General features: G+C 68.7%; 19 protein-coding genes. 15 read left to right on the plus strand and 4 right to left on the minus strand.

Features of this window, described 5'->3' with window-relative positions; genetic code table 11:
- Positions 1-83 precede the first annotated feature (83 nt).
- From AC1DN2_RS04345 to AC1DN2_RS04375, 7 genes are all read left to right on the plus strand, one after another.
- A complete protein-coding gene (locus AC1DN2_RS04345; protein ID WP_476849354.1) occupies positions 84-872 on the plus strand; it encodes a PP2C family protein-serine/threonine phosphatase in 789 nt (262 codons plus the stop codon).
- A gap of 53 nt (positions 873-925) precedes the next feature.
- Positions 926-2,107 (plus strand): MFS transporter, encoded by a 1,182-nt coding sequence (locus AC1DN2_RS04350; RefSeq protein WP_476849355.1) that lies wholly within the window; start codon positions 926-928, stop codon positions 2,105-2,107.
- A 120-nt stretch (positions 2,108-2,227) separates the two neighbouring features.
- The gene (gene ligA, locus AC1DN2_RS04355; protein ID WP_476849356.1) at positions 2,228-4,483 is read left to right on the plus strand and encodes an NAD-dependent DNA ligase LigA; all 2,256 of its coding nucleotides are present in this window, start codon (positions 2,228-2,230) and stop codon (positions 4,481-4,483) included.
- Positions 4,480-5,316, plus strand: coding sequence for an inositol monophosphatase family protein (locus AC1DN2_RS04360; RefSeq protein WP_476849357.1), 837 nt, complete (start codon positions 4,480-4,482; stop codon positions 5,314-5,316). The genes ligA and AC1DN2_RS04360 overlap by 4 nt, the downstream gene beginning before the upstream one ends.
- Positions 5,317-5,428: 112 nt before the next feature.
- The gene (locus AC1DN2_RS04365) at positions 5,429-5,932 is read left to right on the plus strand and encodes a GNAT family N-acetyltransferase (protein ID WP_476849358.1); all 504 of its coding nucleotides are present in this window, start codon (positions 5,429-5,431) and stop codon (positions 5,930-5,932) included.
- A 114-nt stretch (positions 5,933-6,046) separates the two neighbouring features.
- A complete protein-coding gene (locus AC1DN2_RS04370) occupies positions 6,047-6,430 on the plus strand; it encodes a RidA family protein (RefSeq protein WP_476849359.1) in 384 nt (127 codons plus the stop codon).
- A gap of 82 nt (positions 6,431-6,512) precedes the next feature.
- A complete protein-coding gene (locus tag AC1DN2_RS04375; RefSeq protein WP_476849360.1) occupies positions 6,513-8,228 on the plus strand; it encodes a SulP family inorganic anion transporter in 1,716 nt (571 codons plus the stop codon).
- A 28-nt stretch (positions 8,229-8,256) separates the two neighbouring features.
- On the opposite strand, the gene AC1DN2_RS04380 is transcribed toward AC1DN2_RS04375, so the two are convergent.
- Positions 8,257-8,928 carry a response regulator gene (locus tag AC1DN2_RS04380; RefSeq protein ID WP_476849361.1) on the minus strand — a complete coding sequence of 224 codons (672 nt, stop codon included), beginning with the start codon at positions 8,926-8,928 and terminating at the stop codon, positions 8,257-8,259.
- On the minus strand, positions 8,921-10,675 hold the full coding sequence (locus AC1DN2_RS04385; protein ID WP_476849362.1) for a sensor histidine kinase: 1,755 nt from the start codon (positions 10,673-10,675) through the stop codon (positions 8,921-8,923). The genes AC1DN2_RS04380 and AC1DN2_RS04385 overlap by 8 nt, the downstream gene beginning before the upstream one ends.
- Before the next feature lie 169 nt (positions 10,676-10,844).
- Between AC1DN2_RS04385 and AC1DN2_RS04390 the strand changes: the two genes are divergently transcribed.
- The 4 genes from AC1DN2_RS04390 to gatB all read left to right on the plus strand — a co-directional run bounded on the left by AC1DN2_RS04390 (position 10,845) and on the right by gatB (position 15,862).
- Positions 10,845-12,326 carry a CitMHS family transporter gene (locus tag AC1DN2_RS04390; RefSeq protein ID WP_476849363.1) on the plus strand — a complete coding sequence of 494 codons (1,482 nt, stop codon included), beginning with the start codon at positions 10,845-10,847 and terminating at the stop codon, positions 12,324-12,326.
- Positions 12,327-12,502: 176 nt separating this feature from the next.
- On the plus strand, positions 12,503-12,799 hold the full coding sequence (gatC, locus tag AC1DN2_RS04395; RefSeq protein WP_026537696.1) for an Asp-tRNA(Asn)/Glu-tRNA(Gln) amidotransferase subunit GatC: 297 nt from the start codon (positions 12,503-12,505) through the stop codon (positions 12,797-12,799).
- A 4-nt stretch (positions 12,800-12,803) separates the two neighbouring features.
- A complete protein-coding gene (gatA, locus tag AC1DN2_RS04400) occupies positions 12,804-14,357 on the plus strand; it encodes an Asp-tRNA(Asn)/Glu-tRNA(Gln) amidotransferase subunit GatA (protein ID WP_476849364.1) in 1,554 nt (517 codons plus the stop codon).
- Entirely contained in the window at positions 14,357-15,862 is a 1,506-nt protein-coding gene (gene gatB, locus AC1DN2_RS04405) for an Asp-tRNA(Asn)/Glu-tRNA(Gln) amidotransferase subunit GatB (RefSeq protein ID WP_476849365.1), read from the plus strand. Before gatA ends, gatB begins: the two co-directional genes overlap by 1 nt.
- A gap of 3 nt (positions 15,863-15,865) precedes the next feature.
- Here the strand turns inward: gatB and AC1DN2_RS04410 are convergent, their stop codons facing one another.
- A complete protein-coding gene (locus AC1DN2_RS04410) occupies positions 15,866-16,774 on the minus strand; it encodes a LysR family transcriptional regulator (protein WP_018774590.1) in 909 nt (302 codons plus the stop codon).
- Positions 16,775-16,954: 180 nt separating this feature from the next.
- On the opposite strand from AC1DN2_RS04410, the gene tdh reads away from it, so the two are divergent.
- The 4 genes from tdh to AC1DN2_RS04430 all read left to right on the plus strand — a co-directional run bounded on the left by tdh (position 16,955) and on the right by AC1DN2_RS04430 (position 22,366).
- Entirely contained in the window at positions 16,955-18,001 is a 1,047-nt protein-coding gene (gene tdh / locus AC1DN2_RS04415; protein ID WP_476849366.1) for an L-threonine 3-dehydrogenase, read from the plus strand.
- A 97-nt stretch (positions 18,002-18,098) separates the two neighbouring features.
- Positions 18,099-19,310, plus strand: coding sequence for a glycine C-acetyltransferase (locus tag AC1DN2_RS04420; RefSeq protein WP_230008568.1), 1,212 nt, complete (start codon positions 18,099-18,101; stop codon positions 19,308-19,310).
- 663 nt (positions 19,311-19,973) lie between these two features.
- On the plus strand, positions 19,974-21,122 hold the full coding sequence (locus tag AC1DN2_RS04425) for an NAD(P)/FAD-dependent oxidoreductase (RefSeq protein WP_476849367.1): 1,149 nt from the start codon (positions 19,974-19,976) through the stop codon (positions 21,120-21,122).
- 11 nt (positions 21,123-21,133) lie between these two features.
- Positions 21,134-22,366, plus strand: coding sequence for an amidohydrolase family protein (locus AC1DN2_RS04430; RefSeq protein WP_476849368.1), 1,233 nt, complete (start codon positions 21,134-21,136; stop codon positions 22,364-22,366).
- A 63-nt stretch (positions 22,367-22,429) separates the two neighbouring features.
- Here AC1DN2_RS04430 and AC1DN2_RS04435 read toward each other — a convergent pair whose 3' ends face one another.
- Positions 22,430-23,110: a histidine phosphatase family protein gene (locus tag AC1DN2_RS04435; RefSeq protein WP_476849369.1), complete on the minus strand. Its 681-nt coding sequence runs from the start codon at positions 23,108-23,110 to the stop codon at positions 22,430-22,432.
- Positions 23,111-23,182: the final 72 nt, after the last annotated feature.

The raw sequence follows: 23,182 nt of genomic DNA on the forward strand, positions 1-23,182 counted from the left end.
GGCAGTTGCGATCCGGCCGGGTTGTGAACGCCGTCAACCCCCGCGCACCAGTGAAGCCGCGCACCACTGTATTGAGGACCGCCATGAACCCATCGCCAGACGCCCCCATCCCGCCCTCGGACGGAAAACAGGGACCGCTACTGCGCTGCGGGTACGGCACGGACCGGGGACTGCGCCGCGAGGCGAACGAGGACTCCTTCATTGCCGCGGACCCCGTCTTCGCCGTGGCGGATGGCATGGGCGGGCACGAGGCCGGCGAAGTTGCCAGCAGCATCTGCGTGCGCACCCTGGCCGAGCTGCCACAGTCCAAGACCGGCAGCCGGGATGCGACGGCGGACATCCTGCAGGAGTACCTGCTCATGGCCGATGCGGGCATCCGTCACGCCACCGGATCGCGTGCCGGAACCACCCTGTCCGGCGTCGTGGTGGTGGAACAACAGGACGTTCCGTACTGGCTTGTCCTCAACATCGGGGACTCCCGCACGTACCGGTACAGCCACGGCCAGCTCGCCCAGATCAGCGTGGACCATTCCGAAGTCCAGGAACTCCTCGACACCGGCCAGATCACCGAGGCCGAGGCCGCCGTGTACCCCCGCAGGCACGTGGTGACACGGGCGCTGGGAACCGGGGATGACTCCGAGGCCGACTTCTGGCTGGTTCCCCTTGAAGACGGCGACCGGATGCTGGTCTGCTCCGACGGCCTCAACGGCGAACTCAGCGATGAGAAGATCGCCGGCATCCTCGCGGCCGAGACCGACCCCCAGGCGGCCGTGGACGAACTGATCCAGGCGGCCTTGCGCAGCGGCGGCCGGGACAACATCACGGCGATCGTGGTCGACGCACGGACTGCAAACGCGGACGAGCCAGCCTGACCTCGCGGTCGGCGTCAGACCGAATTCGCGGTTCGTCCCTTAGGATCGCGGGCATGGGGACTCAGCCGGATCGAAGGAAAGCAGCGGGCACTGCCGCAACCCTGATCGGAGGGTCGGCGGAAATAATGGACTTCCTGATCCCGCTCTGGGGCGGCATTGAACTCGGCGTCGGGCCAAGCGCGATCGGAGCCCTCGTCGCCGTCGAGCTCGTCGTCTCGGTGATCGCACGTCCGATTTCCGGCTGGCTGGTGGACACCCGGGTGCGAACGACAGCGGCTGCGGCCGGAGCCGTGCTCTACGCGGTGAGTTGCGTCGGCTACGCCGTCGCGACGTCGCTGCCGCTCGCCTTCGCCGCTGCAATTGTTGGCGGTATCGGCGGCGCGTTCTTTTGGATTGCGGTCCGGGCAATCGCGGCCGAGTTCCTCGATCGCGACTCCGGCTCGCTGGCCGGGCTGCTGTCCTCCGAAGCACTCGGATCGTGGTTCTTCTGGATTCCAGCGATGGTCCTGCTGCCTCTGACCGGCTTCAGCGGGGTCTTCGGGACCCTCGCCGTTGCCTGTATTATCGCCGCGGTCCTGCTGCTCCGCGTGCCAAAGTTCCTGGCGCCACCGCAGGAGGAGCCGTTGGACGGGTTCCGGGGCGACGGCAGGCGCCTCGCCCCGCTGCTGCTGATCGCGCTGATGACCGCAGTCGCCGAGGCCGGTGTGTCGCTGCTCCTGCTGCTTCACCTGCAGAAGGCGCTTGAGCTGGAGGTCTACCAGATTGCACTCATCTACCTGCCGGGCGGCATCGTGCTTACGGTTATGCCACGAGCGCTGCACCGGTTCGTTGAACGGCGGGGCCGGCGTACGGGATACGTCCTCGCGTCCGTCGCGTCGGCACTGACTGCGGCCGGCCTCGCGTTCACGCCCAGCCCGCTCGTGATCGCCGCGCTCTGGGTACTCACGAGTGCCTCATGGGCGATCTTGCTGCCGATCCAGCGGGCAGTCGTAGCTGAGGTCAACCGGCACCGCGTGGGCCGCGGCATGAGCCTGCTGACCAACTCCGAGATGCTCGGGGCAGCAGCCGGGTCGCTGCTGGCGGGTCTGCTGTACGACGGTGGATCGTGGCAGCTCTCATGCCTGATCTTCGCGGGCATCATCCTCAGCGGAACCGTCCTTGGCCCACTCGCGCTCACGAAACTGGGCGTGCGCGACCGCCCGGCCGCCGATCTGGCCGTCGTCAACAGCGGCTAGCACGGCTCTCCACCGGCGCAGAATTCGTCCCCGGGCCGGGCGAGGTGATCACCTGTTCGATCTGTGGCCGGACCGGACCCTGGACCGGACAATGTCGGGGATCTAGGGCAGGATAGGTCTGTGAGCACAGGGAAGACCGCAGCAGAGACCGCAGCAGGGACTGAAGAAGCAGCCGAAGCAGCCCCCGGGCACGTCACGGACCCTCAAGGCCCCGACGGGCAGGTCCCGTCCGGGGACATCCGCGCGGAGTATGAAGACCTTGTGGAGCAGGTCCGCAAGCACCGCTTTGCGTACTACCAGCAGGACGCGCCGATCATCTCCGACGCCGAGTTCGACGAGCTCTACCGTCGGCTGGAAACGCTCGAAGCCATGCATCCGGAACTGGTGGCCAACGATTCGCCCACGCAGGAAGTCGGCGGCGAGGTGTCAGCGGCGTTTGCCGCCGTGCAGCATTTGCAGCGCATGTACAGCCTGGAGGATGTCTTCTCGCTCGAGGAGCTGGAGGCCTGGATGGTCAAGGCCGAGGCGGGCGTCGCCAAGCTCGGCAACGGCGGGAACCCGCCGTCGTGGCTCACCGAACTGAAGATCGACGGCCTGGCCGTCAACCTGCTCTACCGCGACGGCGCCCTGGTCCGGGCCGCAACCCGCGGGGACGGCACCACCGGCGAGGACATCACGCACAACGTCCTGACCATCAAGGAAATCCCGCAGCAGCTCAGCGGCACCGGCTTCCCGGCGGAGGTGGAAGTCCGCGGCGAAGTCTTCATCCCGTCGCAGGCCTTCGCGGAATTCAACGAAGCCCTGATCGAGGCCGGCAAGGCGCCGCTGGCCAACCCGCGCAACGCCGCCGCGGGTTCGCTGCGGCAGAAGGACCCCGCGGAAACCGCCAAGCGGCCGCTGCGGATGTACGTCCACGGCATCGGCGCCCGCGAGGGTCTCGACACCGCCAGCCAGTCCGAGACCTACCGCAAGCTGGCCGAGTGGGGACTGCCGACGAGCCCGTATTTCGAGGTCCTGGCCGGGCTTTCCGACGTGCTCGAATTCATCAAGCGCTACGGCGACAAGCGGCACAGCCTTACCCACGAGATCGACGGCATTGTGATCAAGGTGGACGACTTCGCCACCCAGCGGGCCCTGGGCTACACCACCCGGGTGCCGCGCTGGGCCGTGGCCTACAAGTACCCGCCCGAAGAGGTCCATACCAAGCTGCTCGACATCGCCGTCAACGTCGGCCGCACCGGCCGGGTCACCCCGTACGGCGTGATGGAACCGGTCAAGGTTGCCGGCTCCACCGTGGAGATGGCCACCCTGCACAACCAGGAAGTGGTCAAGGCCAAGGGCGTGAAGATCGGCGACATTGTGGTGCTGCGCAAGGCCGGAGACGTGATACCGGAAATTGTGGGCCCGGTGCTGGCGCTGCGGGACCAGCAGGACCCTCCCGTCCGCGACTTCATCATGCCCACCGAATGCCCTGCGTGCGGCACGCCGTTGGCCCCCGGGAAGGAAGGGGACGTGGACATCCGCTGCCCCAACTCCCGGTCCTGCCCGGCGCAGCTGCGCGAACGCGTCTTCCACCTTGCCGGCCGCGGCGCCTTCGACATCGAGGCCCTCGGTTGGGAAGCCGCCATCGCACTGACCCAGCCGGCCGAGCCCGCGGAGCCGCCGCTGACTACCGAGGCGACATTGTTCGACCTCACTCCGGAGCAGCTCGCGGACGTCCGTGTCCGCCGGGAGAAGCGCTCCAAGGGCGCCGGCACAGGGGAATTCGAGCTGGTGCCCTACTTCTTCACCAAAGCCACCACCAAGACCCCGTCCAAGCCCACGGCCACGACGGACAAGCTCTTCCGGGAGCTGGAAAAAGCGAAAACCCAGCCGCTGTGGCGGATCCTGGTGGCCTTGTCCATCCGGCACGTCGGCCCGCGGGCCTCGCGCGCCCTCGCCACCGCGTTCGGCAGCATGGACGCCATCCGGCAGGCCTCCGAGGAGGAGCTCGCCCACGTGGACGGCGTGGGCCCGGTCATCGCCCAGGCGCTGACTGAATGGTTCGCCGAGGACTGGCACCGCGACATCGTGGACCGCTGGGCGGACGCCGGCGTCCGGATGGCGGACGAACGCGACGAGTCGACGCCCAGGACGCTGGAGGGGCTGACCGTGGTGGTGACCGGGAGCCTCGAGGGCTTCAGCCGCGATGAGGCCAAGGAAGCCATCCTGATCCGCGGCGGCAAGGCGGCCGGATCGGTGTCGAAGAACACCAGCTACGTGGTGGCGGGCGAGAACGCCGGCACCAAACTGGACAAGGCCGAACAGCTCGGCGTCCCGGTCCTGGATGAGGACGGCTTCCGTGCCCTGCTGGCGAACGGGCCGGCCGGCGAATGAGTTCCCACTCCGCGGGTCCTCCCGCACCTGGCGTTCCGGGGCTGCTCGAACTGGCCAAATCGGCCGCCGCGGCGGGGGCCGCCGTCCTGGCCACCCGGAAGACTGCGGCCCTGGACGTCAGCAACAAGGGCGACTCAGGAGACTGGGTGACCGCCTTCGACCTCGCCGCCGAAGCCGCCGTCCGGGACGTCATCACCGCCGCCCGGCCGTGGGACATCATCACGGGGGAGGAGGGCGGCACCGTCCTGCCGGCGGAGCCCAGCGGCTACCGCTGGTCCATCGACCCGCTCGATGGCACCACCAATTTCATCCGCAACATCGTCTACTACGCCACCTCCGTGGCGGTGGCCGACGCCGACGGCGTCTGGCTGGCCGGCGTCGTCAGCGCACCGGCGCTGGGACGCACCTACTACGCGTCCCGCGGCGAGGGCGCCTGGCTCCAGGAACAGGGCCAGGTGACCGCCCTGTTCGGCCCGGTCCCCGGACGGACCGGCCAGATCCTGGCCACGGGTTTCAACTACGATCCCGGCGTGCGGGCGGAACAGGCCGCAGGCCTCGGCAGCCTGATGGACGGCTTCGCCGACATGCGCCGGCTCGGGTCCGCGGCGCTGGACCTGTGCCTCGTGGCGGACGGCACGCACGACGCCTACGGTGAGCGCGGGCTCAACGAACACGACTTCGCCGCCGGAGCCCTGATCGCCGAGGAGGCAGGCTGCTGGGTGCGCCGGCCGCGGCTCACCAGCCCCCTGGCCGGCGGCCCCTCCGACGACGAACGCCTGGCCGCATGGACGTGCGCCGGTCCGCTGGAACTCTCCGGCAAATTCCCGCTCTAACGTCGTCCCGCTGGGCCGGCTCTACGCCTGTCAGATGCGCCTGAGTGATAGTTCAGTCACGGAAACGGCCTTTCCGGGCACGGCCCGGGCCGGGCGCCCGTACCATTGACAGGTGCCTTCGCAGATCCTCATTCGCCCCGCCGTTCCGGCCGACTTCGACGCCATAGCGCGCATCACCCGGGACGCCTACCTGGCGGCGGGCTACTTTGAGAGCGCCGACCACCCCTACATGCAGCAGATCCAGAACGTCGGGCAGCGCGCGGCGGCCGCGACGGTTTGGGTCGCCGAGCGTGAGGGCCTGATCCTCGGCTCCGTGACGCTGGCGGTCGCCGGCGAGCCCTACGCGGACATCGCCTTCAGCGACGAGCTCGAGTTCAGGATGCTCGTGGTGGACCCCTCCGTGCAGCGCAGCGGCGCCGGCAAGGCCATGGTCCAGGCCATCATGGAGCATGCCAGGGCCCTGCCCGGTATTCACGCCGTGGCCCTCACCACGGGCGAGAGCTGGGAAAGCGCCCACGGCCTTTACCTGAAGACCGGCTTCGTCCGGGCGCCGGAGCGCGACTGGCTCGTGCCGGGCACGGACATCAAACTGCTCGTTTACCGCCAGGAACTCTAGCCGGGGCGGTGGCCCCGCGCAGGTCCGCCGACACAAATCAACCCGGTTTGGCGGCCCGGCCGTCCTGCGCCCTACAGTTGTGCCGATCCCTGCGGCAACTGCGAAAGGCCCACCATGCGCAAGACCTTCGGTACCGGCTCCACCTGGGAACAGACCCTCGGCTATTCCCGGGCTGTCCAGGTGGACAACACCCTCTACATCTCCGCGACCGCCGCCAGCGGCGAGGACGGAATCGTGGGCGAAGACTTCTATACCCAGACCAGCTACATCCTGCAGAAGCTCGGCGCCGTGCTGGCCGACGCCGGCTTCGGCTTCGAGGACGTGGTGCAGTCCAAGCTGTACCTGACGGACATCAGCCAGTGGGAAGAGGCCGGCCGGGCCCACGGCGAGGTCTTCGGCGACATCCGCCCCACGCTCTCCCTCGTTCACGTGCTGCCGTTCCTGGATCCCAAGATGCTCGTCGAGATCGAACTCGTCGCCCAAAAGAGCGCCGCCTAGGGCCAAAGCGACGCTTGCCCGGGGCGTTGCGGGGGCCGGGGGGACTCTGGCGGAACCGCCGGACTTGGAGTAAGAAGAGCGCATGACCAAGGCACCCGGGCAGGGGCCCGCCAGGATCCCCCTCATCGGCCAGTTCCGCTCCTATGACCGCTCGTGGCTGCGCGGCGATCTGATTGCCGGGGTCACCGTCGCGGCCCTGATCGTTCCGAAGAACCTCGGGTACGCAGGCATCGCCGGGATTCCGCTGCAGAACGGGCTGTATGCCGCGGCCGCCGGCGCCATCGTGTACGCGATCTTCGGCACGTGCCGGCAGATCTCGATGGGCCCGAGCTCGGGCCTGGCGGCGGTGGCCGCGAGCGCCGTGCTCGCGGCAGGCATCACCGGCGAGCAGGATATCGCCTCGTTCGTTGCCGGAATCACCCTCGCCTCCGGGATCCTGTTCCTGATTCTTGCCGTCTTCAAGATGGGCTGGATCGCGCAGTTCCTCTCGAAGGCCGTGGTCACCGGCTTCCTTTTCGGCGCGGCGATCGACGTCGTGATCGGGGAGCTCCCCAAACTCACCGGGACCGAGGTCACCGGCTCCAACCCGCTCCAGGAGCTGTGGTCCTGGCTGGGCACCCTGGGCGAGGCGCAGCCGACCACCGTGGTGGTGGGGGTCATCGCGCTGGCTGTCGTCTTCGGGCTGAAAGCCATCGCTCCCCAAGTCCCCGGCGCCCTGGTCCTGGTGGTGGGCGGACTGGCGGCGGAGGCGCTCTTCGGTCTCGGGGCCAAAGGCGTGGCCCTGGTAGGCGACGTACCCAGCGGGCTGCCCTCGCTGCAGGTCCCGGACGGTCAGCTCATGTGGGACCACGTCGGCACCGTGGCGCTCGCGGCGGTGGCGCTGGTCCTGATCGGTTTCTCCCAGACCGCCGGGGATGCGAGGGCGTTCGCTGCCAAACACCGCTACCAGATCGACATCAACCAGGAATCCATTGCCCAGTCAATGGCCAACATCGCCTCGGGTCTCTTCAAGGGGATGCCCGTCTCGACGAGCCTGTCCGCGAGCTCGCTGAACGACCACTCGGGGGCGAAGACCGGACTGGCCTCCCTCACCTCGGGCATCACCGTGCTGCTCACGCTGCTCTTCCTGGCGCCGCTGTTCTCGATCCTCCCCAAACCGGTTTTGGCGGCGCTGATTATCGAGGCCGTCGTCATGGGCATGATGAACGTGCCCGAGCTGCGGCGGCTGGCCCGCGTGCAGAAGTTCGACTTCTGGATTGCGGTCGCGGCGATCATCGGGACCCTCATCTTCGGCGTGCTGGCGGGCGTCGTCATTGGAATCGGACTCTCGCTCATCTGGCTCGTCCGGGTGGCGACCCATCCGGAGATGCCCGACCTGGGCCGCGAGCCCGGTACCCAGGTCTTCCGCGATGCCGGTGAGCATCCCGGCGACGAGAAAGTTCCCGGCATTGCCGTGATCCGGTTCGACGGCGGCCTGTTTTTCGCCACGGCCGATGCACTGGAGGACCGCCTGCGCGACGTCATCCAGTCGACGCCGGGGCTCACCGGGATCGTGCTCGACTGCGGCGGGATCAACTTCGTCGACTCGCAGGGGGCGGCAAAGGTGGCGGACATCGTCATCCTCGCCCGGGAGGCCGGGGTCAACCTGCGCCTGACCCGGCTGAAGCCCGCGGTCCGGGCGGTCCTGGAGCGCGACGGCGTGATCGAGCGCATCGGGGTGGACATGATCCACGGCAACATCCACAGGGCCGTGCAGGCGGAGCAGGCGGCGGCACAGAAGGAGCCCGACGGCGCCTAGGTTGGCTTCGCTGCTTGTGTCGCGGCGCCTAGCGGGCGGCCGGGGCGGGGATTCCGTAACGGTGCTCGGGCCGCCCGGTGGTGCCGTAGCGCAGCTGGATGTCGACGGCGCCGTCGTCCGCCAGCGCGGACAGATACCGCTGGGCGGTGGCCCGGGACACGCCGACCCGGGCGGCGACGTCGGCGGCTGAATACTGCTCGCCGGGCACCAGGGATTCCAGCACCGCGGCCTCGGTGGCGGAGCGGGGACGTGCCGAGGCGACGACGTCGCCCGGGATCAGGGCGCGCTTGGCGCGCTCCACCGTCTCCTGGCTGACGGAGCCCGGCTGGGCCAGGATCCGGCGGTAGCGTGCATAGGAGCGCAGCTGCTGCGAAAGGGATTCGGCCGTGAAGGGCTTGAGGAGGTAGCCCAGTGCCCCGCGGCGGAACGCGAGGCGCAGCGAGGCCGTGTCCGAGGCCGCGCTGAGGATCACGGTGTCGACGTCCAGCTGGTGCAGCAGGTCCAGGCCCGAGGCGTCCGGCAGGTAGACGTCCAGCAGCACCAGGTCCGGGCGGAGGCTGTGGATGGCCTGCAGCGCCTGGGACGCCGAGCCGGCCGGCGGCAGCGCCAGGAAGCCGGCCACCGAATCCACATAGGCGGCATGCAGCTTGGCGACGTGGAAATCATCGTCGACAATCAGCACCCTGAAATCCTCAGACATCGTTGTCCTCTCGGTTTGCTTCAGTGATTCCAGGTTCGGTATTTCCCGGCAGCGTTGGCCCCGGTTCGGTGGTTCCCGGCAGCGTGGCCACGAAAACGGCGCCCGGGCCGCCGGGGGAGCCGGCCTCGAGCACCCGCACGTCTCCGCCGCGGCGGCGCGCGAGCTGCCGGGACAGGGCCAGCCCCAGGCCCTGCCCTCCGCCAGGGCGCGCGGGCCGGACCGAGGTCGTGTAGCCCTCCGCGAAGACCCCCTCGGCCTCGGCGGCTGTCATGCCGGTGCCCAGGCCGTCGCCGGAATCGGCCACCACAATGTGGAGTGTGCCGGCGCCTCCGTTGATGCCCGGTTCGTCCAGCACTTCGACTTCCACCCAGCGCTCGGCCGCGGAACCGGCGACGGCGGCGTTCACGGCGTTGTCGATCAGGTTCCCCAGGACTGTGGTGACGTCCTGGGGTTCGGTGACGCGGCCGCGGACCACGGATTCCGGGCCGAGGCGGAGACTCACGCCGCGCTCGTCCGCCTCGACGCCCTTGGCACCGAGGAAGGCCTGCAGGTAGGGGTCCTGGAGCAGCTCGGCCTGGTCCACCGGGAATGCCAGCGGCCCGGTGCCCGCCAGTTTGGCGAGATATTCCTGGGCCTGCTGGGGCTGGCCAATGCTCATGAACCCGGCGATCGTGTGCAGCTGGTTGGCAAACTCGTGGCGCTGCGCCCGCAAAGCCGCGGACATGGTGCCGACGGCGTCGAGCTGGCGGGTCAGCTGCTGCAGCTCGGTCCGGTCCCGCAGCATCACCACCCAGCCAAGGTCCTCGCGGCCGTGCAGAGCCTTGCGGGCGCTCACCACCAGCACCTGGCCGCCGGCCACGAGTTCCACCGCCTCGCCCTCGGCCGCATCGGCCCGGGTCAGGGCCTTGAGCTGCTCCGGGACCGGCGCGGCGGCCCAGGGCGTGCCCGCGAGGTCCGGGACACCGAGCAGCCGCTGGGCGGCGGCGTTGAAAACGCTGACCCTGCCGTCGGCCGAAACGCCGATCACGCCGTCGTCGACGCCCTGCAACACGGCCACCTGGTCGTGCACGAGGGTGCTGATCTCCTCGGGTTCGAGCCCGAGGGTCAGCCGCTGGAGCCGCCGCCGCAGCAGGAAGGAGGCGAGCACGCCGGCCAGCAGCGCGCCGGCGGCCGTGACGGCGATGGGGATGATGTCCCGGGCCAGGCTTTGGCTGATCGTCTCGGTGGAGTAGCCCACGCTCACCTCGCCCACCACCGCCGTCGAGTCCGGGGCGTACACCGGGACCTTGGCGCCGGCGGACGGGCCCAGCGTGCCCGTGTTCCGCGTGGTGACCTCCCGGCCCGCGAGGGCGTCCGAGGGGTCGGTACTGACCTTTTCGCCCAGCCGCTCCGCGTCGGGGTGCGCCAGCCGGATGCCGGTCTCGTCCGTAATGACCACGAACAGGGCCCCGGTGCGGGTGCGGGCACCCTCCGCGGCAGCCATCAACGGACCGGCCAACAGCTCGGCGGCCGGGGGAGCGGCGGGAAGAGCGCTGATGGACTGGACCTGAGCCCGCACGGAGGGGTCCGAGGCCACCGTCCGGGCCAGGGTCAGCGCCTGGTTCTCCGCCTCGCGGCCCAGCCGGTCATAGCTCAGCCAGGCGTGGACGGCGCTGCTCAGCAGCACCACCAGCGCCACGACGCCGAGCTGCAGCAGCAGTGTCTGGGTCGAAAAGCGCAGGGCCGGCAGAGCTGTGCGGCGCTTCATCGGGCTCCTGCCTGGGGTTGGTACGGACGTGAGCAAAATGCGCAAAATGCATCCAATAAGCAGTATGCCAATCAATTGAGCCAAAGGCCCAGTCGTGACGGGCGCCACTCTAACGTCTGTAGTGCGCATCACACCGGAGTGGTGTCATTCAACGAAGAAGGAGCCGGCCGTGCTGGTATTACTAGGATTCGCCATGATCGCGGTATTCATGGTGCTGATCATGACGAAGAAGTTGACGCCGGTGCTGGCGCTCATCATTGTTCCCACAGTCTTCGGGCTTTTCGCCGGCGCGGGCCTCGGGATCGGCCCGATGGTCATGGACTCCATGAAATCCATGACCTCCACCGCCGCGCTGCTGATGTTCGCGATCATCTACTTCGGGCTGATGATCGACGTCGGGCTCTTTGACCCCCTGGTCCGGTTCATCCTGCGCAAGCTCGGCAACGACCCCGCCAAGGTGGTCCTGGGCACGGCCATCCTCGCGGCAGCGGTCTCCCTCGACGGTGACGGCTCCACCACCTTCATCCTCACCACCGCGGCGATGCTGCCGGTCTACCTGCGGCTGAAGATGAGCCCCGTGGTCCTGACCTGCGTGGCCGGCCTGGCCAACGGCACCATGAACATCCTGCCCTGGGGCGGCCCGACCGCCCGCGCCGCCTCCGCGCTGAAGCTCGACGTCAATGATGTCTTCGTGCCCATGGTCCCGTCCCTCATCGCCGGGCTCGTCGTCGTGCTGGTCTTCTCCTGGCTGCTCGGCCTGCAGGAACGCAACCGCCTCCGCGCCGTCGCCCCCGAGATCTGGGGCGTCCCGGATACAGCCGCAGCCTTCGACGGCGACGCAGACGGCGCAGACGGCGGCAGCGCGGCCGGCGGTACCGGAATCCGCCGCGGCCGCAAGGGCCCCGGAGCCTCGCCCGCCGGGCTCTCCCCGGAAGGATCGGCCGTTGCCGTGCTGGAGCGCGCCGATTCCCTCGTTGACGACCGCGACTCCGCCATGGCCGACACCGCCCTGGACCCCAACCGCAAGACCCTCCGTCCCAAGCTGTTCTGGTTCAACCTCGGCCTCACGGTCGCGGTCATGGTGACGCTCGTCGCCAACGTCATTCCACTCCCGTTCGTCTTCATGGTCGGCTCCGCCATCGCCCTGCTGGTCAACTTCCCCAAGGTCAAGGACCAGAGCGCCCAGCTGATCGCGCACGCTCCCTCGATCGTCGCCGTCGTCAGCATGGTCATGGCCGCCTCGGTCCTCACCGGCGTCCTCAACGGCACTGGCATGGTCAAGGCCATGTCGGAATGGCTGGTCCAGATCATCCCGTCGGACATGGGTCCGCTGATGGCCGTGATCACCAGCGTCCTGAGCATCCCGATGACGTTCTTCATGAGCAACGACGCCTTCTACTTCGGCGTCCTGCCGGTCCTGAGCGAAACGGCGGCCCACTACGGCGTCAGCGCCGCCGACATGGCCCGTGCTTCCATCACCGGCCAGCCCTTCCACCTCCAGAGCCCCCTGGTGCCTGCCATCCTGCTCCTGGTCTCCCTCGCGAAGGTGGACCTGGGCGACCACCACAAGAAGGTCCTGTGGCGCACGGCCGTGATCTCCCTGGTGATGCTCGGCGTCGGAGTGCTCACCGGAGCCATCGGCATCGGCTAACCACTCCCAACAACACCAACCAACGCGGGGTCACTTACGGCCCATTCGGGACCTCCGGATGGACCGTAAGTGACCCCGCGTTGTTTGTGGTCGTCGTTCCAGGCGGCGGACAGTAACCACCGTCCAACCCACGTAGACTGGGACGGAAAATTATCCATACCTTGCAGGGGAGATCCATGGCTGCGATCAACCGCGACGACGTCGCGCATCTCGCGCAACTCGCGCACATCGAGATGAGTGCTGAAGAGCTGGACAGGATGGCCGGCGAACTCGCCGTCATCGTGGATTCAGTGAAGTCCGTCAGTGAAGCCGCCGGTGATGACGTCCCGGCCACGTCCCACCCAATTCCGCTGACCAATGTGTTCCGCGAGGACGTCGTGGGCCACACGTTTACGGCCGAGCAATCCCTCTCCGGTGCTCCCGACGCGTACGAAGGCCGTTTCAAGGTCCCGGCAATCCTGGATGAGGACTAAGACCATGACTGAGAACAACGAACTGATCCGCCTCTCCGCCGCCGCGCTCGCCGAGAAGCTGGCCGCCCGCGAGATCACCGCCGTCGAGGTCACCCAGGCCTATCTGGACCGCATCGCCGCCGTCGACGGCAAGGTCCACGCCTTCCTCCACGTCAACACCGACGAGGCGCTCGCCGTCGCCGCCGAAGTGGATGCGATCCGCGCCGCCGGCGGTGCCGCCGCCGAAGGGCTGCACGTCCTCGCGGGCGTCCCGATCGCCGTCAAGGACCTCATCGTCACGATCGGCCAGCCCACCACGGCCGGCTCGAAGATCCTCGAAGGCTGGCACAGCCCCTACGACGCCACCGTCGTCGAGCGCCTGCGCGCCGCCAAGATGCCGATCCTGGGCAAGACGAACCTCGACGAATTCGCGATGGGCTCCTCCACCGAGCACTCCGCCTACGGGCCCACGCACAACCCGTGGGACCTGGAGCGCATCCCGGGCGGTTCCGGCGGCGGCTCCGCTGCCGCCGTCGCGGCCTTCGAAGCCCCGCTGGCACTCGGCACGGACACCGGCGGTTCCATCCGCCAGCCCGGCGCCGTCACCGGCACGGTCGGCGTCAAGCCCACCTACGGCGGCGTTTCCCGCTACGGCGCCATCGCCATGGCCTCCTCGCTGGACCAGATCGGCCCGGTCTCGCGCACGGTTCTCGACTCGGCCCTGCTGCACCAGGTGATTGGCGGGCACGATCCGCGCGACTCCACCTCGCTGCCGGACCCGCTCGAGGACCTCGTGGCCGCGGCCCGGACCGGCAACGTCGAGGGCATGAAGATCGGCATCATCAAGGAGCTCCACGGCGAGGGCTACCAGGCCGGCGTCGAGAACCGCTTCAACGAATCCCTCGAGCTGCTCAAGGGCGCGGGCGCCGAGATCGTCGAGGTCTCCTGCCCCAACTTCAAGTACGCCCTGGGCGCCTACTACCTGATCATGCCGTCGGAGGCCTCCTCCAACCTGGCCAAGTTCGACGGCGTCCGCTACGGCCTGCGGGTCCTGCCCGAACAGGGACCGCTGACCATCGAGCGGGTCATGGGCGCCACCCGCGCCGCCGGCTTCGGCGACGAGGTCAAGCGCCGCATCATCCTGGGCACCTACGCCCTGAGTGCCGGCTACTACGACGCCTACTACGGCTCGGCCCAGAAGGTGCGCACCCTGATCCAGCGCGACTTCGACGCCGCCTTCGAAAAGGCCGACGTGCTGATTTCCCCGACGGCGCCGACCACGGCGTTCAAGCTCGGCGAGAAGCTCAACGACCCGCTGGCGATGTACCTCAACGACGTCGCCACCATCCCGGCGAACATGGCAGGCGTCCCCGGCCTGTCCCTGCCCGGCGGCCTGGCCGACGAGGACGGACTGCCCGTGGGCATCCAGCTCCTGGCCCCGGCCCGCCAGGATGCCCGCCTGTACCGCGTCGGCGCGGTCCTGGAATCCCTGCTCGAGGCGCAGTGGGGCGGCCCGCTGCTGGAAAAGGCCCCCTCGCTCACTGATTCTGCCGTTTCAAGCCACGGAGGCTCACACTAATGACTGACGCAACCCTCAGCTTCGAAGAGGCGATGGACAAGTACGATCCCGTCCTGGGGTTCGAGGTCCACGTGGAGCTCAACACCAAGACCAAGATGTTCTCCTCCGCGCCGAACGTCTTCGGCGATGAGCCGAACACCAACGTCAACGAGGTGGACCTCGGCATGCCCGGCGTGCTGCCGGTGGTGAACAAGACCGCGATCGAGTCCTCGATCAAGATCGGCCTGGCGCTGAACTGCAAGATCGCCGAGACCTGCCGCTTCGCCCGGAAGAACTACTTCTACCCGGACACCCCGAAGAACTTCCAGACCTCCCAGTACGACGAGCCCATCGCTTACGACGGCTACCTTGACATCGAGCTGTCCGACGGCACCGTGTTCCGCGTCGAGATTGAACGCGCGCACATGGAGGAGGACGCCGGCAAGCTGACCCACATGGGCGGCGCCACCGGCCGCATCCAGGGCGCGGACTACTCCCTGGTGGACTACAACCGTTCCGGTGTGCCGCTGGTCGAGATCGTCACCAAGCCGATCGAGGGCGCCGGCAGCCGCGCCCCCGAACTCGCCAAGGCCTACGTGGCCGCCGTCCGCGAGATCGTCAAGAACCTCGGGGTTTCGGACGCGAAGATGGAGCGCGGCAACGTCCGCTGCGACGCCAACGTCTCGCTGCGCCCGCACGGCCGCGAACGTTTCGGCATCCGTTCGGAGACCAAGAACGTCAACTCGCTGCGCGCCGTCGAACACGCGGTCCGCTACGAGATCCAGCGGCACGCCGCCGTGCTGGACTCCGGCGAGCCGGTCATCCAGGAAACCCGCCACTGGCACGAGGACACGCGGACCACGACGTCGGGCCGGGCCAAGTCCGACGCCGACGACTACCGCTACTTCCCGGAACCTGACCTGGTCCCGATCACCGCGTCCCGCGAATGGGTCGAGGAGCTCCGGGCCACCCTGCCCGAGCCGCCGGCCGCGCGCCGCAAGCGGCTGCAGGCCGACTGGGGCTACTCGGACCTGGAGTTCCGCGACGTCGTCAACGCCGGCGTCATGGACGAGATCGAGGAAACCATCGCAGCCGGCGCCACCGCCACCGTGGCCCGCAAATGGTGGATGGGCGAGATCGTCGGCCGCGCCAAGAACGCCGACGTCGATCCCGGCCAGCTGGGCGTCAACCCGGCCACCATCGTGGAACTGAACAAGATGGTTGAGGACGGCAAGATCAACAACAAGATGGCCTCCGAGGTCCTGGACGGCGTGCTCGCCGGCGAAGGCACCCCGGCGGAAATCGTCGAGAAACGCGGCCTCGCCGTGGTCTCCGACGACGGCCCGCTCCTGGAAGCGATCGACGCGGCCCTCGCCGCGCAGCCCGGCGTCGCGGACAAGATCCGCGGCGGCAAGATCCAGGCGATCGGCGCGATCGTCGGCGGCGTCATGAAGGCCACCCGCGGCCAGGCCGACGCCGGCCGCGTACGCGAGCTGATCCTCCAGCGCCTCGGCGTCGAGGGCTAGCCCCTAGCCACCCACTAAATCGGTCATGATGGTCTGCAGTGCTTCGCAGACCATCATGACCGATGTGCGTTTAAGGTTCTCCGGCCGGGCCAGGACGTCGATCCGGCGCCGGGTGCTGATGCCCTCCAGCGGCCGCAGCACAATGTCCGGGTTCAGCACAGGCCGCGCGGTGTGCCGCGGCAGCAGGCCGATCACGCCGCCGGCCGCCACGAGCGCCGCCACGGTCGAGTAGTCGTTGATGCGGTGCACGATGTTCAGCTCACGGCTGGAGACCGCCGCGACGGCGGAAAGCACGTCGGCGGGGGAGTAGCCGGCGCGGCTCGTCACCCACGGTTCGCCCACGACGTCGTCCGCCGTCACCGCCCGCTGGCCGGCCAGCCGGTGCCCGGCCGGCAGCGCCACGTCCAGCGGCTCATGCGCGAGCGGGATCACCGCGACGCGTTCCTCGGGCCAACGCGGGCTGTGGTCCATCCGGTGCGCCAGGACCAGGTCGTAGCGCGCCGTCAGGGCCGGGAAATCCTGTTGCGCGACGTCCTCGTCGGAGAGCAGGATCCGCGGCTGGCCCGGGCCGTCCAGCAGCCGGGCCAGCGGCGCGAACAATGCCTGCCCGGCGCTGTGGAAACCGCTGAGCGTCACCGGCGCCACCGGCGAGCCGTGGTAGGCGCCGATCGCCATCTTCGCATCCGCCATCGCGCTGACCACCGCGGCCCCGGCGTCCGCCAGCACCTGCCCGGCCTCCGTGAGCACCAGGTTCCGGCCCTCCTTGCGGGTCAGCGGCACCTCCACGGTCTTCTGCAGCGCGGCCAGCTGCTGGGACACGGCCGACGGCGTCACCAGGAGGGTTTCGGCGACGGCCTTGACGCTGCCCAGAGCTCCGAGTTCGCGCAACATCTCCAGCTGGTGGATTTCCATGCCAGCCATTCTATGCAACAGCAATTGCTAATTCGTCGATTGAGAAAAATTCGGTTGTGCTAATGCTTTCTGGTGGGTCTAATGGGGTGAGTTGACCCACACGCCCGCCTCGCATGCGGAACAGAACACGCGGAACAGAACGCGCGGAGCAGGACCCCAAAAGCACAGTTAGGAAGGCCCATGAAGGCTCTCTACAAAGCCGGCGCCCACGCAGGATTCGAGCTCGTCGACCGTCCCGAGCCGAAGACCGGCCCCGGCGACGTCAAGATCCGCGTCATGACCACCGGCATCTGCGGCACGGACCTGCACATCCAGGCCTGGGACGCCTGGGCGCAGGGCATCATCAACGCCCCCCTGATCGCCGGCCACGAGTTCTACGGCGAGGTCGTGGAGACCGGCGAGGACGTCCTGGACGTCAAGGTGGGGGACCGGGTCTCCGGCGAAGGCCACATTGTCTGCGGAATCTGCCGCAACTGCCGCGCCGGCCGCCGGCAGATGTGCATCAACACCGTCAGCGTCGGCGTCCAGCGCGACGGCGCCTTCGCCGAGTACGTGGTGATGCCCGAGACCAACGTCTGGGTCCACCAGGACCCCTCGGTCACCCCGGAACTCGGCGCCATCTTCGACCCCTTCGGCAACGCCGTCCACACCGCCCTGAGCTTCCCGCTGGTCGGCGAGGACGTGCTGATCACCGGCGCCGGACCCATCGGCCTGATGGCGATCGCCGTCGCCCGGCACGCGGGCGCCCGCAAGATCGCGATCACCGACGTCTCCGCGCCCCGGCTGGAACTGGCCCGCAGGCTCGGCGTCGACCTCGCGATCGATGTCTCGAAAATGCGGGTCAAGGACGCCCAGCGCGAACTCGGCATGCGCGAAGGCTTCGACATCGGCATGGAAATGTCGGGACACCCCACCGCGCTGCCTGAGATGATCGACAACATGAACCACGGCGGCCGGATCGCGATGCTGGGACTGCCCAGCCAGTCCATCGACATCAACTGGGGCAAGGTGGTCACGCACATGCTGACCATGAAGGGCATCTACGGCCGCGAAATGTTCGAGACCTGGTACGCGATGAGCGCCATGCTCTCCTCCAACCCTGCCCTGCACGCAAACATCTCGGCCGTGGTCACGGACACGCTGCCGGCCACCGACTGGGAAAAGGGTTTCGAGGTGGCCCGCGCCGGCGTCGGCGGCAAGGTGGTCCTCGACTGGACCGTTTTCTAGGCCCCTTTCCTGACCGCACGCTTCCGGGCCCCTGCCGGACACCGCCTTCCACGCACAGCATTCCGCCCCCGCATCCAACCAGCCGAGGAGCCAACCCATGTATTCAGCCATCAAGGACCAGCTGCAGCACGAACTCGATGAGATCCGCAGCGCCGGTCTGTTCAAGACCGAGCGGCACATCGACTCGCCGCAGGCCAACCGCATCAAGGCCGGGCAGATCGGTGAGACCGGCGCCGACGTGCTGAACTTCTGCGCCAACAACTACCTGGGCCTCGCCGACCACCCGGACATCATCGCCGCGGCGAAGACCGCCATGGACGAGCGCGGCTTCGGCATGGCCAGCGTGCGCTTCATCTGCGGCACCCAGGACCTGCACCTGGCACTGGAAAAACGTGTCTCGGCGTTCCTCGGCACCGAGGACACCATCCTGTTCTCCAGCTGCTTCGACGCCAACGGCGGCGTGTTCGAGTCCCTCTTCGGCCCGGACGACGCCGTCATCTCGGACGCCCTGAACCACGCGTCCATCATTGACGGCATCCGGCTCTGCAAGGCCCAGCGCTTCCGCTACGCCAACCAGGACATGGCGGACCTCGAATCGAAGCTGATCGAGGCCACCACGCAGGAGAACCCGGCCCGCCGCAAGATCATCGTCACGGACGGCGTCTTCTCGATGGACGGCTTCCTGGCCCCGCTCGAAGCGATCTGCGACCTCGCCGACAAGTACGACGCCCTGGTCATGGTGGACGATTCACACGCGGTGGGCTTCATGGGAGCCACCGGTGCCGGCACGCCGGAACACGCCGGCGTCTCGGACCGCGTGGACATCTACACCGGCACGTTCGGCAAGGCCCTCGGCGGCGCCTCCGGCGGCTATGTCTCGGGCCGCGGTGAGGTGGTGGCGATGCTCCGCCAGAAGGCCCGCCCCTACCTGTTCTCCAACTCGCTGGCCCCGGCGATCGTCGCGGCCACGCTCAAGGCCCTGGACCTCGTGGAAAACTCCGGCGAACTGCGCGGCAAGCTCTTCGCCAACGCGGAGCTCTTCCGGAACCGCATGAGCGAGGAAGGCTTCGACCTGCTCCCCGGCGAGCACGCCATTGTCCCGGTTATGTTCGGCGACGCCGTCATGGCCGCCAAGGTGGCCGATGCCATGCTCCACAACGGCGTCTTCGTCACGGCGTTCAGCTACCCGGTGGTGCCCAAGGGCGCCGCCCGGATCCGCGTCCAGCTTTCGGCCGCACACAGCGCCGACGACGTCGAGGCCTGCGTCCAGGCGTTCGTGCGCAGCCGCGCGGCGGTGGCAGCAGCCTAGTCCGCCTGATCGCCGGGCCGGGCCCCCGCTTTCAGCACGGGGTCCGGCCCCACCCTGCCCGGCCTTGCCCCGGCCTTGCTCGTTCATCCCGGCTTCCTCCGCTTGCTTGCTGCGGGACATGCCCAGCCGGGCGGACCCGGGAAGGGCATGTCCCGGGCCGGCAGGCGGCAACGAGGGACATGCCCAGCTCCGGCAGCGAGGACTGGACATAATGCCACCATGTCCAACGGCCACGACCAACGAGGGGCATGTCCCGGGCCGGCCCGCCGCAACGCGGGACATGCCCAGCTCTGGCAGCGAGGACTGGACATAATGCCACCATGTCCAACGGCCACGACCAACGAAGGGCATGTCCCGGGCCGGCCCGCCGCAACGAGGGACATGTCCAGTCGTGCGGACCATGGCAGGGCATGTCCCGGGGCTGCGTGCACAATTTGTCCAAGCAGCCGGGGTTCCAAGAAGGTTGCCGCCAAACTCGGAATCGTGGAGACGGCATGTGCCGAGAACGCCGTGAGCCACTGGATTTCAACGCCCTGGGACCCAACAACGCCGCAGGTGATGACCGTGGGACCCGATTGACGTTGCTCGCCCGGGCGCAGGTTGCGGTAAACGCCAGATACCGGGACGTGATCACCTGACCCGACGATCTGCAAGGATGGGATCATGTCAGCTCATTACGATGTCGTAATTGTCGGCGGCGGGATCGCCGGCCTGTCCCTTGCTTCCGCCTTGGCCGGGCACTGCAGCGTGGCCCTGATCGAAGCCGAGCAGACCCTGGCGTACCACACCTCGGCCCGCTCAGCCCGGCAACTGATTCCCAGCTACGGCCCGCCTGTGGTCCAGGAGCTCACCGTCCGGACGCTCGACCTCATCGCGGCCCAGGACGCCGAACGTCCGGAACCGGTGCTCACCCCGCGCAGCTTCATGCTGATCGGGGACGACGCCACCGTCCGGGCGGAGGCAAGCGGACACATGCAGCGGATCACCCACGCCGAGGCACTGGATCTGTGCCCGGCCCTGGTCCCGGATTCGTTCAGCGCCGCCGGGCTGGACACCGGGTCCTTCGCCTGCAACGCTCCCGTGCTGCTCGAGGACCACCGGCGGCTCGCCGTGGCCGGCGGCGTGGACATCATTACCGGCGCCAGGGTCCATTCCGCCCAGCGGCTGGGCACCGGCTGGGAACTGGGCGCCGGGCAGGAAGGCTTCCAGTCCGCCGTCGTGGTCAATGCCGCCGGTGCCTGGGCCGACGAGCTCGCCGTCCTCAGCGGCGTCGAGAAGCTCGGCCTGCAGCCGTACCGGCGCACCGCGGCGATCGTCGACGTCGAGAATCCCCTCCCGGAAGCCAGCCCGATGGTGGCGGCGGCCGATGACAGCTTCTACTTCCGGCCGGACAACGGCCAGGTCCTGATCTCGCCCGCCGAACACGTGCCGAGCGGACCCGAGGACGCCCGGCCCTATCCCGGCGACATCGAACGGGTCATCGCCCGGCTCAACGAGATCACGACGCTCGGGATCCGGAACGTCCGCACGGCCTGGACGGGGCTGCGGACGGAGGCGGCCGACGGCGTCCCGGTGGTGGGGTTCGACGCCGAGGCCACCGGATTCTTCTGGCTCGCCGGCCAGGGCGGGTACGGATTCCAGACCTCATCCGGCGTCGCGGAACTGGCCGCCGGGCTGATCCTCGCCGGCCAGGGCTCCGCCCCGGCTCTGACCCCGGCCGTGTCCCTGGCCGTGTCCCCGTCCACCGAGGCCAGTCCGGCATCCCGGACAGCGGAGGCGCTGGCCGCGACCCGCTGGTCCATCCGGCGCTGAAGAATGGATCCATGAGTACCCTCATCACCAATATCGCCGAACTGATGACCCAGGACGCGGAACACCGCGTCCTCCGCGACGCGGCGGTGGTAATCGAGGGGGAGCGGATTTCCTGGCTCGGGCCCGCGGCCGACGCCCCGGCCGCGGACGAACGGGTGGATGCCGGTGGCCGGGCGCTCCTCCCGGGCTGGGTCGACTCGCACACGCACCTGATCTTCGCGGGGGACCGCACTGCCGAGTTCGAGGCCCGGATGGCGGGAGAAAGCTACAGCGCCGGCGGGATCGCCGTCACCACCGGCGCCACCCGGAGCACGAGCGACTTCGACCTGACCCGGCTGGCGATGGGCCGCGTCGCGGAGGCCGTGTCGCAGGGCACCACCTACCTGGAGACCAAAACCGGCTACGGCCTGGACCTCGAGAACGAGGCCCGCAGCGCCCGCATCGCCTCCACCGTGGCGGACGAGGTGACTTACCTGGGGGCGCACCTTGTGCCCGCCGGGATGGACGCGGAGGAATATACGGAGCTGGTTTGCGGGCCGATGCTCACCGCAGTTCGGCCCTACGTCCGCTGGGCCGACGTCTTTTGCGAGCAGGGCGCGTTCAACGAGGACCAGTCCCGCCGGGTGCTCCTGGCCTGCAAGGCCGCCGGGCTGGGGCTGCGCGTCCACGGCAACCAGCTCGGCGAGGGCCCCGGCGTCCGGCTGGCGGTGGAAGTCGGCGCCGCGAGCGTGGACCACGTGAACTACCTTTCGGCCGCGGATGTCGATGCCCTTGCCGGCAGCTGGTCCGGCTGGGACGCCGCCGGCGGCAGCGGCACGCCTGGATCCGGGCAGCGCGGCACGGTCGCCACGTGCCTGCCGGCCTGCGATCTCTCCACCCGGCAGCCGCTGGCCCCCGGTCGTGAACTGCTCGACGCCGGTGTGCAGCTGGCGCTGGCGTCCAATTGCAACCCCGGCACGTCCTACACGAGCTCCATGGCGTTCTGCGTCACCACCGCCGTGCTGCAGATGCGGCTCAGCGTCCATGAGGCGGTGCGTGCCGCGACCTACGGCGGCGCGCTGGCCCTGAGCCGGGAGTCCGGAAGCGACGCCGACGGCGCACGCGCGGTGGGCTCGATCGCCGTCGGACACCGCGCGGACCTGCACCTGCTCAACGCGCCTTCCGCCACGCACCTGGCCTACCGGCCCGGCATCCCCCTGACGCACGCGGTGTGGCGCGCCGGTGTAGCGCAGCCGGTCCGTTAGCCAGCCGGTCCGTTAGCGAGCCGGTCCGCTGACCCGGCTGGCTCCGGCCCCGGACGGGCCGCCCTAGAACATCATGGGCGGTGCGTCGAGGACGGTCTCGTCCACGCGCCTCTTCTCCCACTGCGTGAAGGGCTTGTCGAGCTCGTACTTGCCGTGCGAGGTGCGCAGCAGGGTGCGGACCTGGGCGTTCTCGGGGTTATTCAGGGACTCGAAATATTCCACCGACCAGTGGAACCAGCGCATGCAGAACAGCCGCATGGTCAATCCGTGCGTCACAAACAGCGCGTTCGGGGCATAGCCGGGCCGGGACCAGTGCCGGTGCAGGGTTTCCATGAAGGAAGAAATCCTGTCATACACATCGGAACCGGACTCGCCCTCGCGGAAGCGGTAGAAGAAGTGCCCGTAGGCGTTGCGGAGCTCCTTCTGGTCCTCGATGTCGCCGGCGATCTGAAAGTTGGCCCAGTCCTGTTCGCGCAGGCGCGGTTCCTCGATCACCCGCTCCACGAGCGGACCGAGATTCAGCGCCTCGAGGGTCTGGTAGGCGCGCAGGTAAGGGGAGACGTAGACGCACACCGGGCGGCCGTCCAGCTGGCGCCGGACCTCCTCCCCGGCCGCGGTGGCCTGCTCCAGGCCCAGCGCGGTCAACGGGATCCGGTAGTCCGGAACACGGTTGTAGATCGAGGTGTCGGCATTGGCGGCAGACTGGCCGTGCCGGATCAAGATGATTTTCCGGGGCGCACTCATAATCCCCAAGCATAGGGCTCCCAAAAAGCCGGGGGTGCCGGCGCGGCCGGCACCACGCGGGCACCAGCAAAC

The organism is Arthrobacter sp. 01L42 (assembly GCF_056400005.1).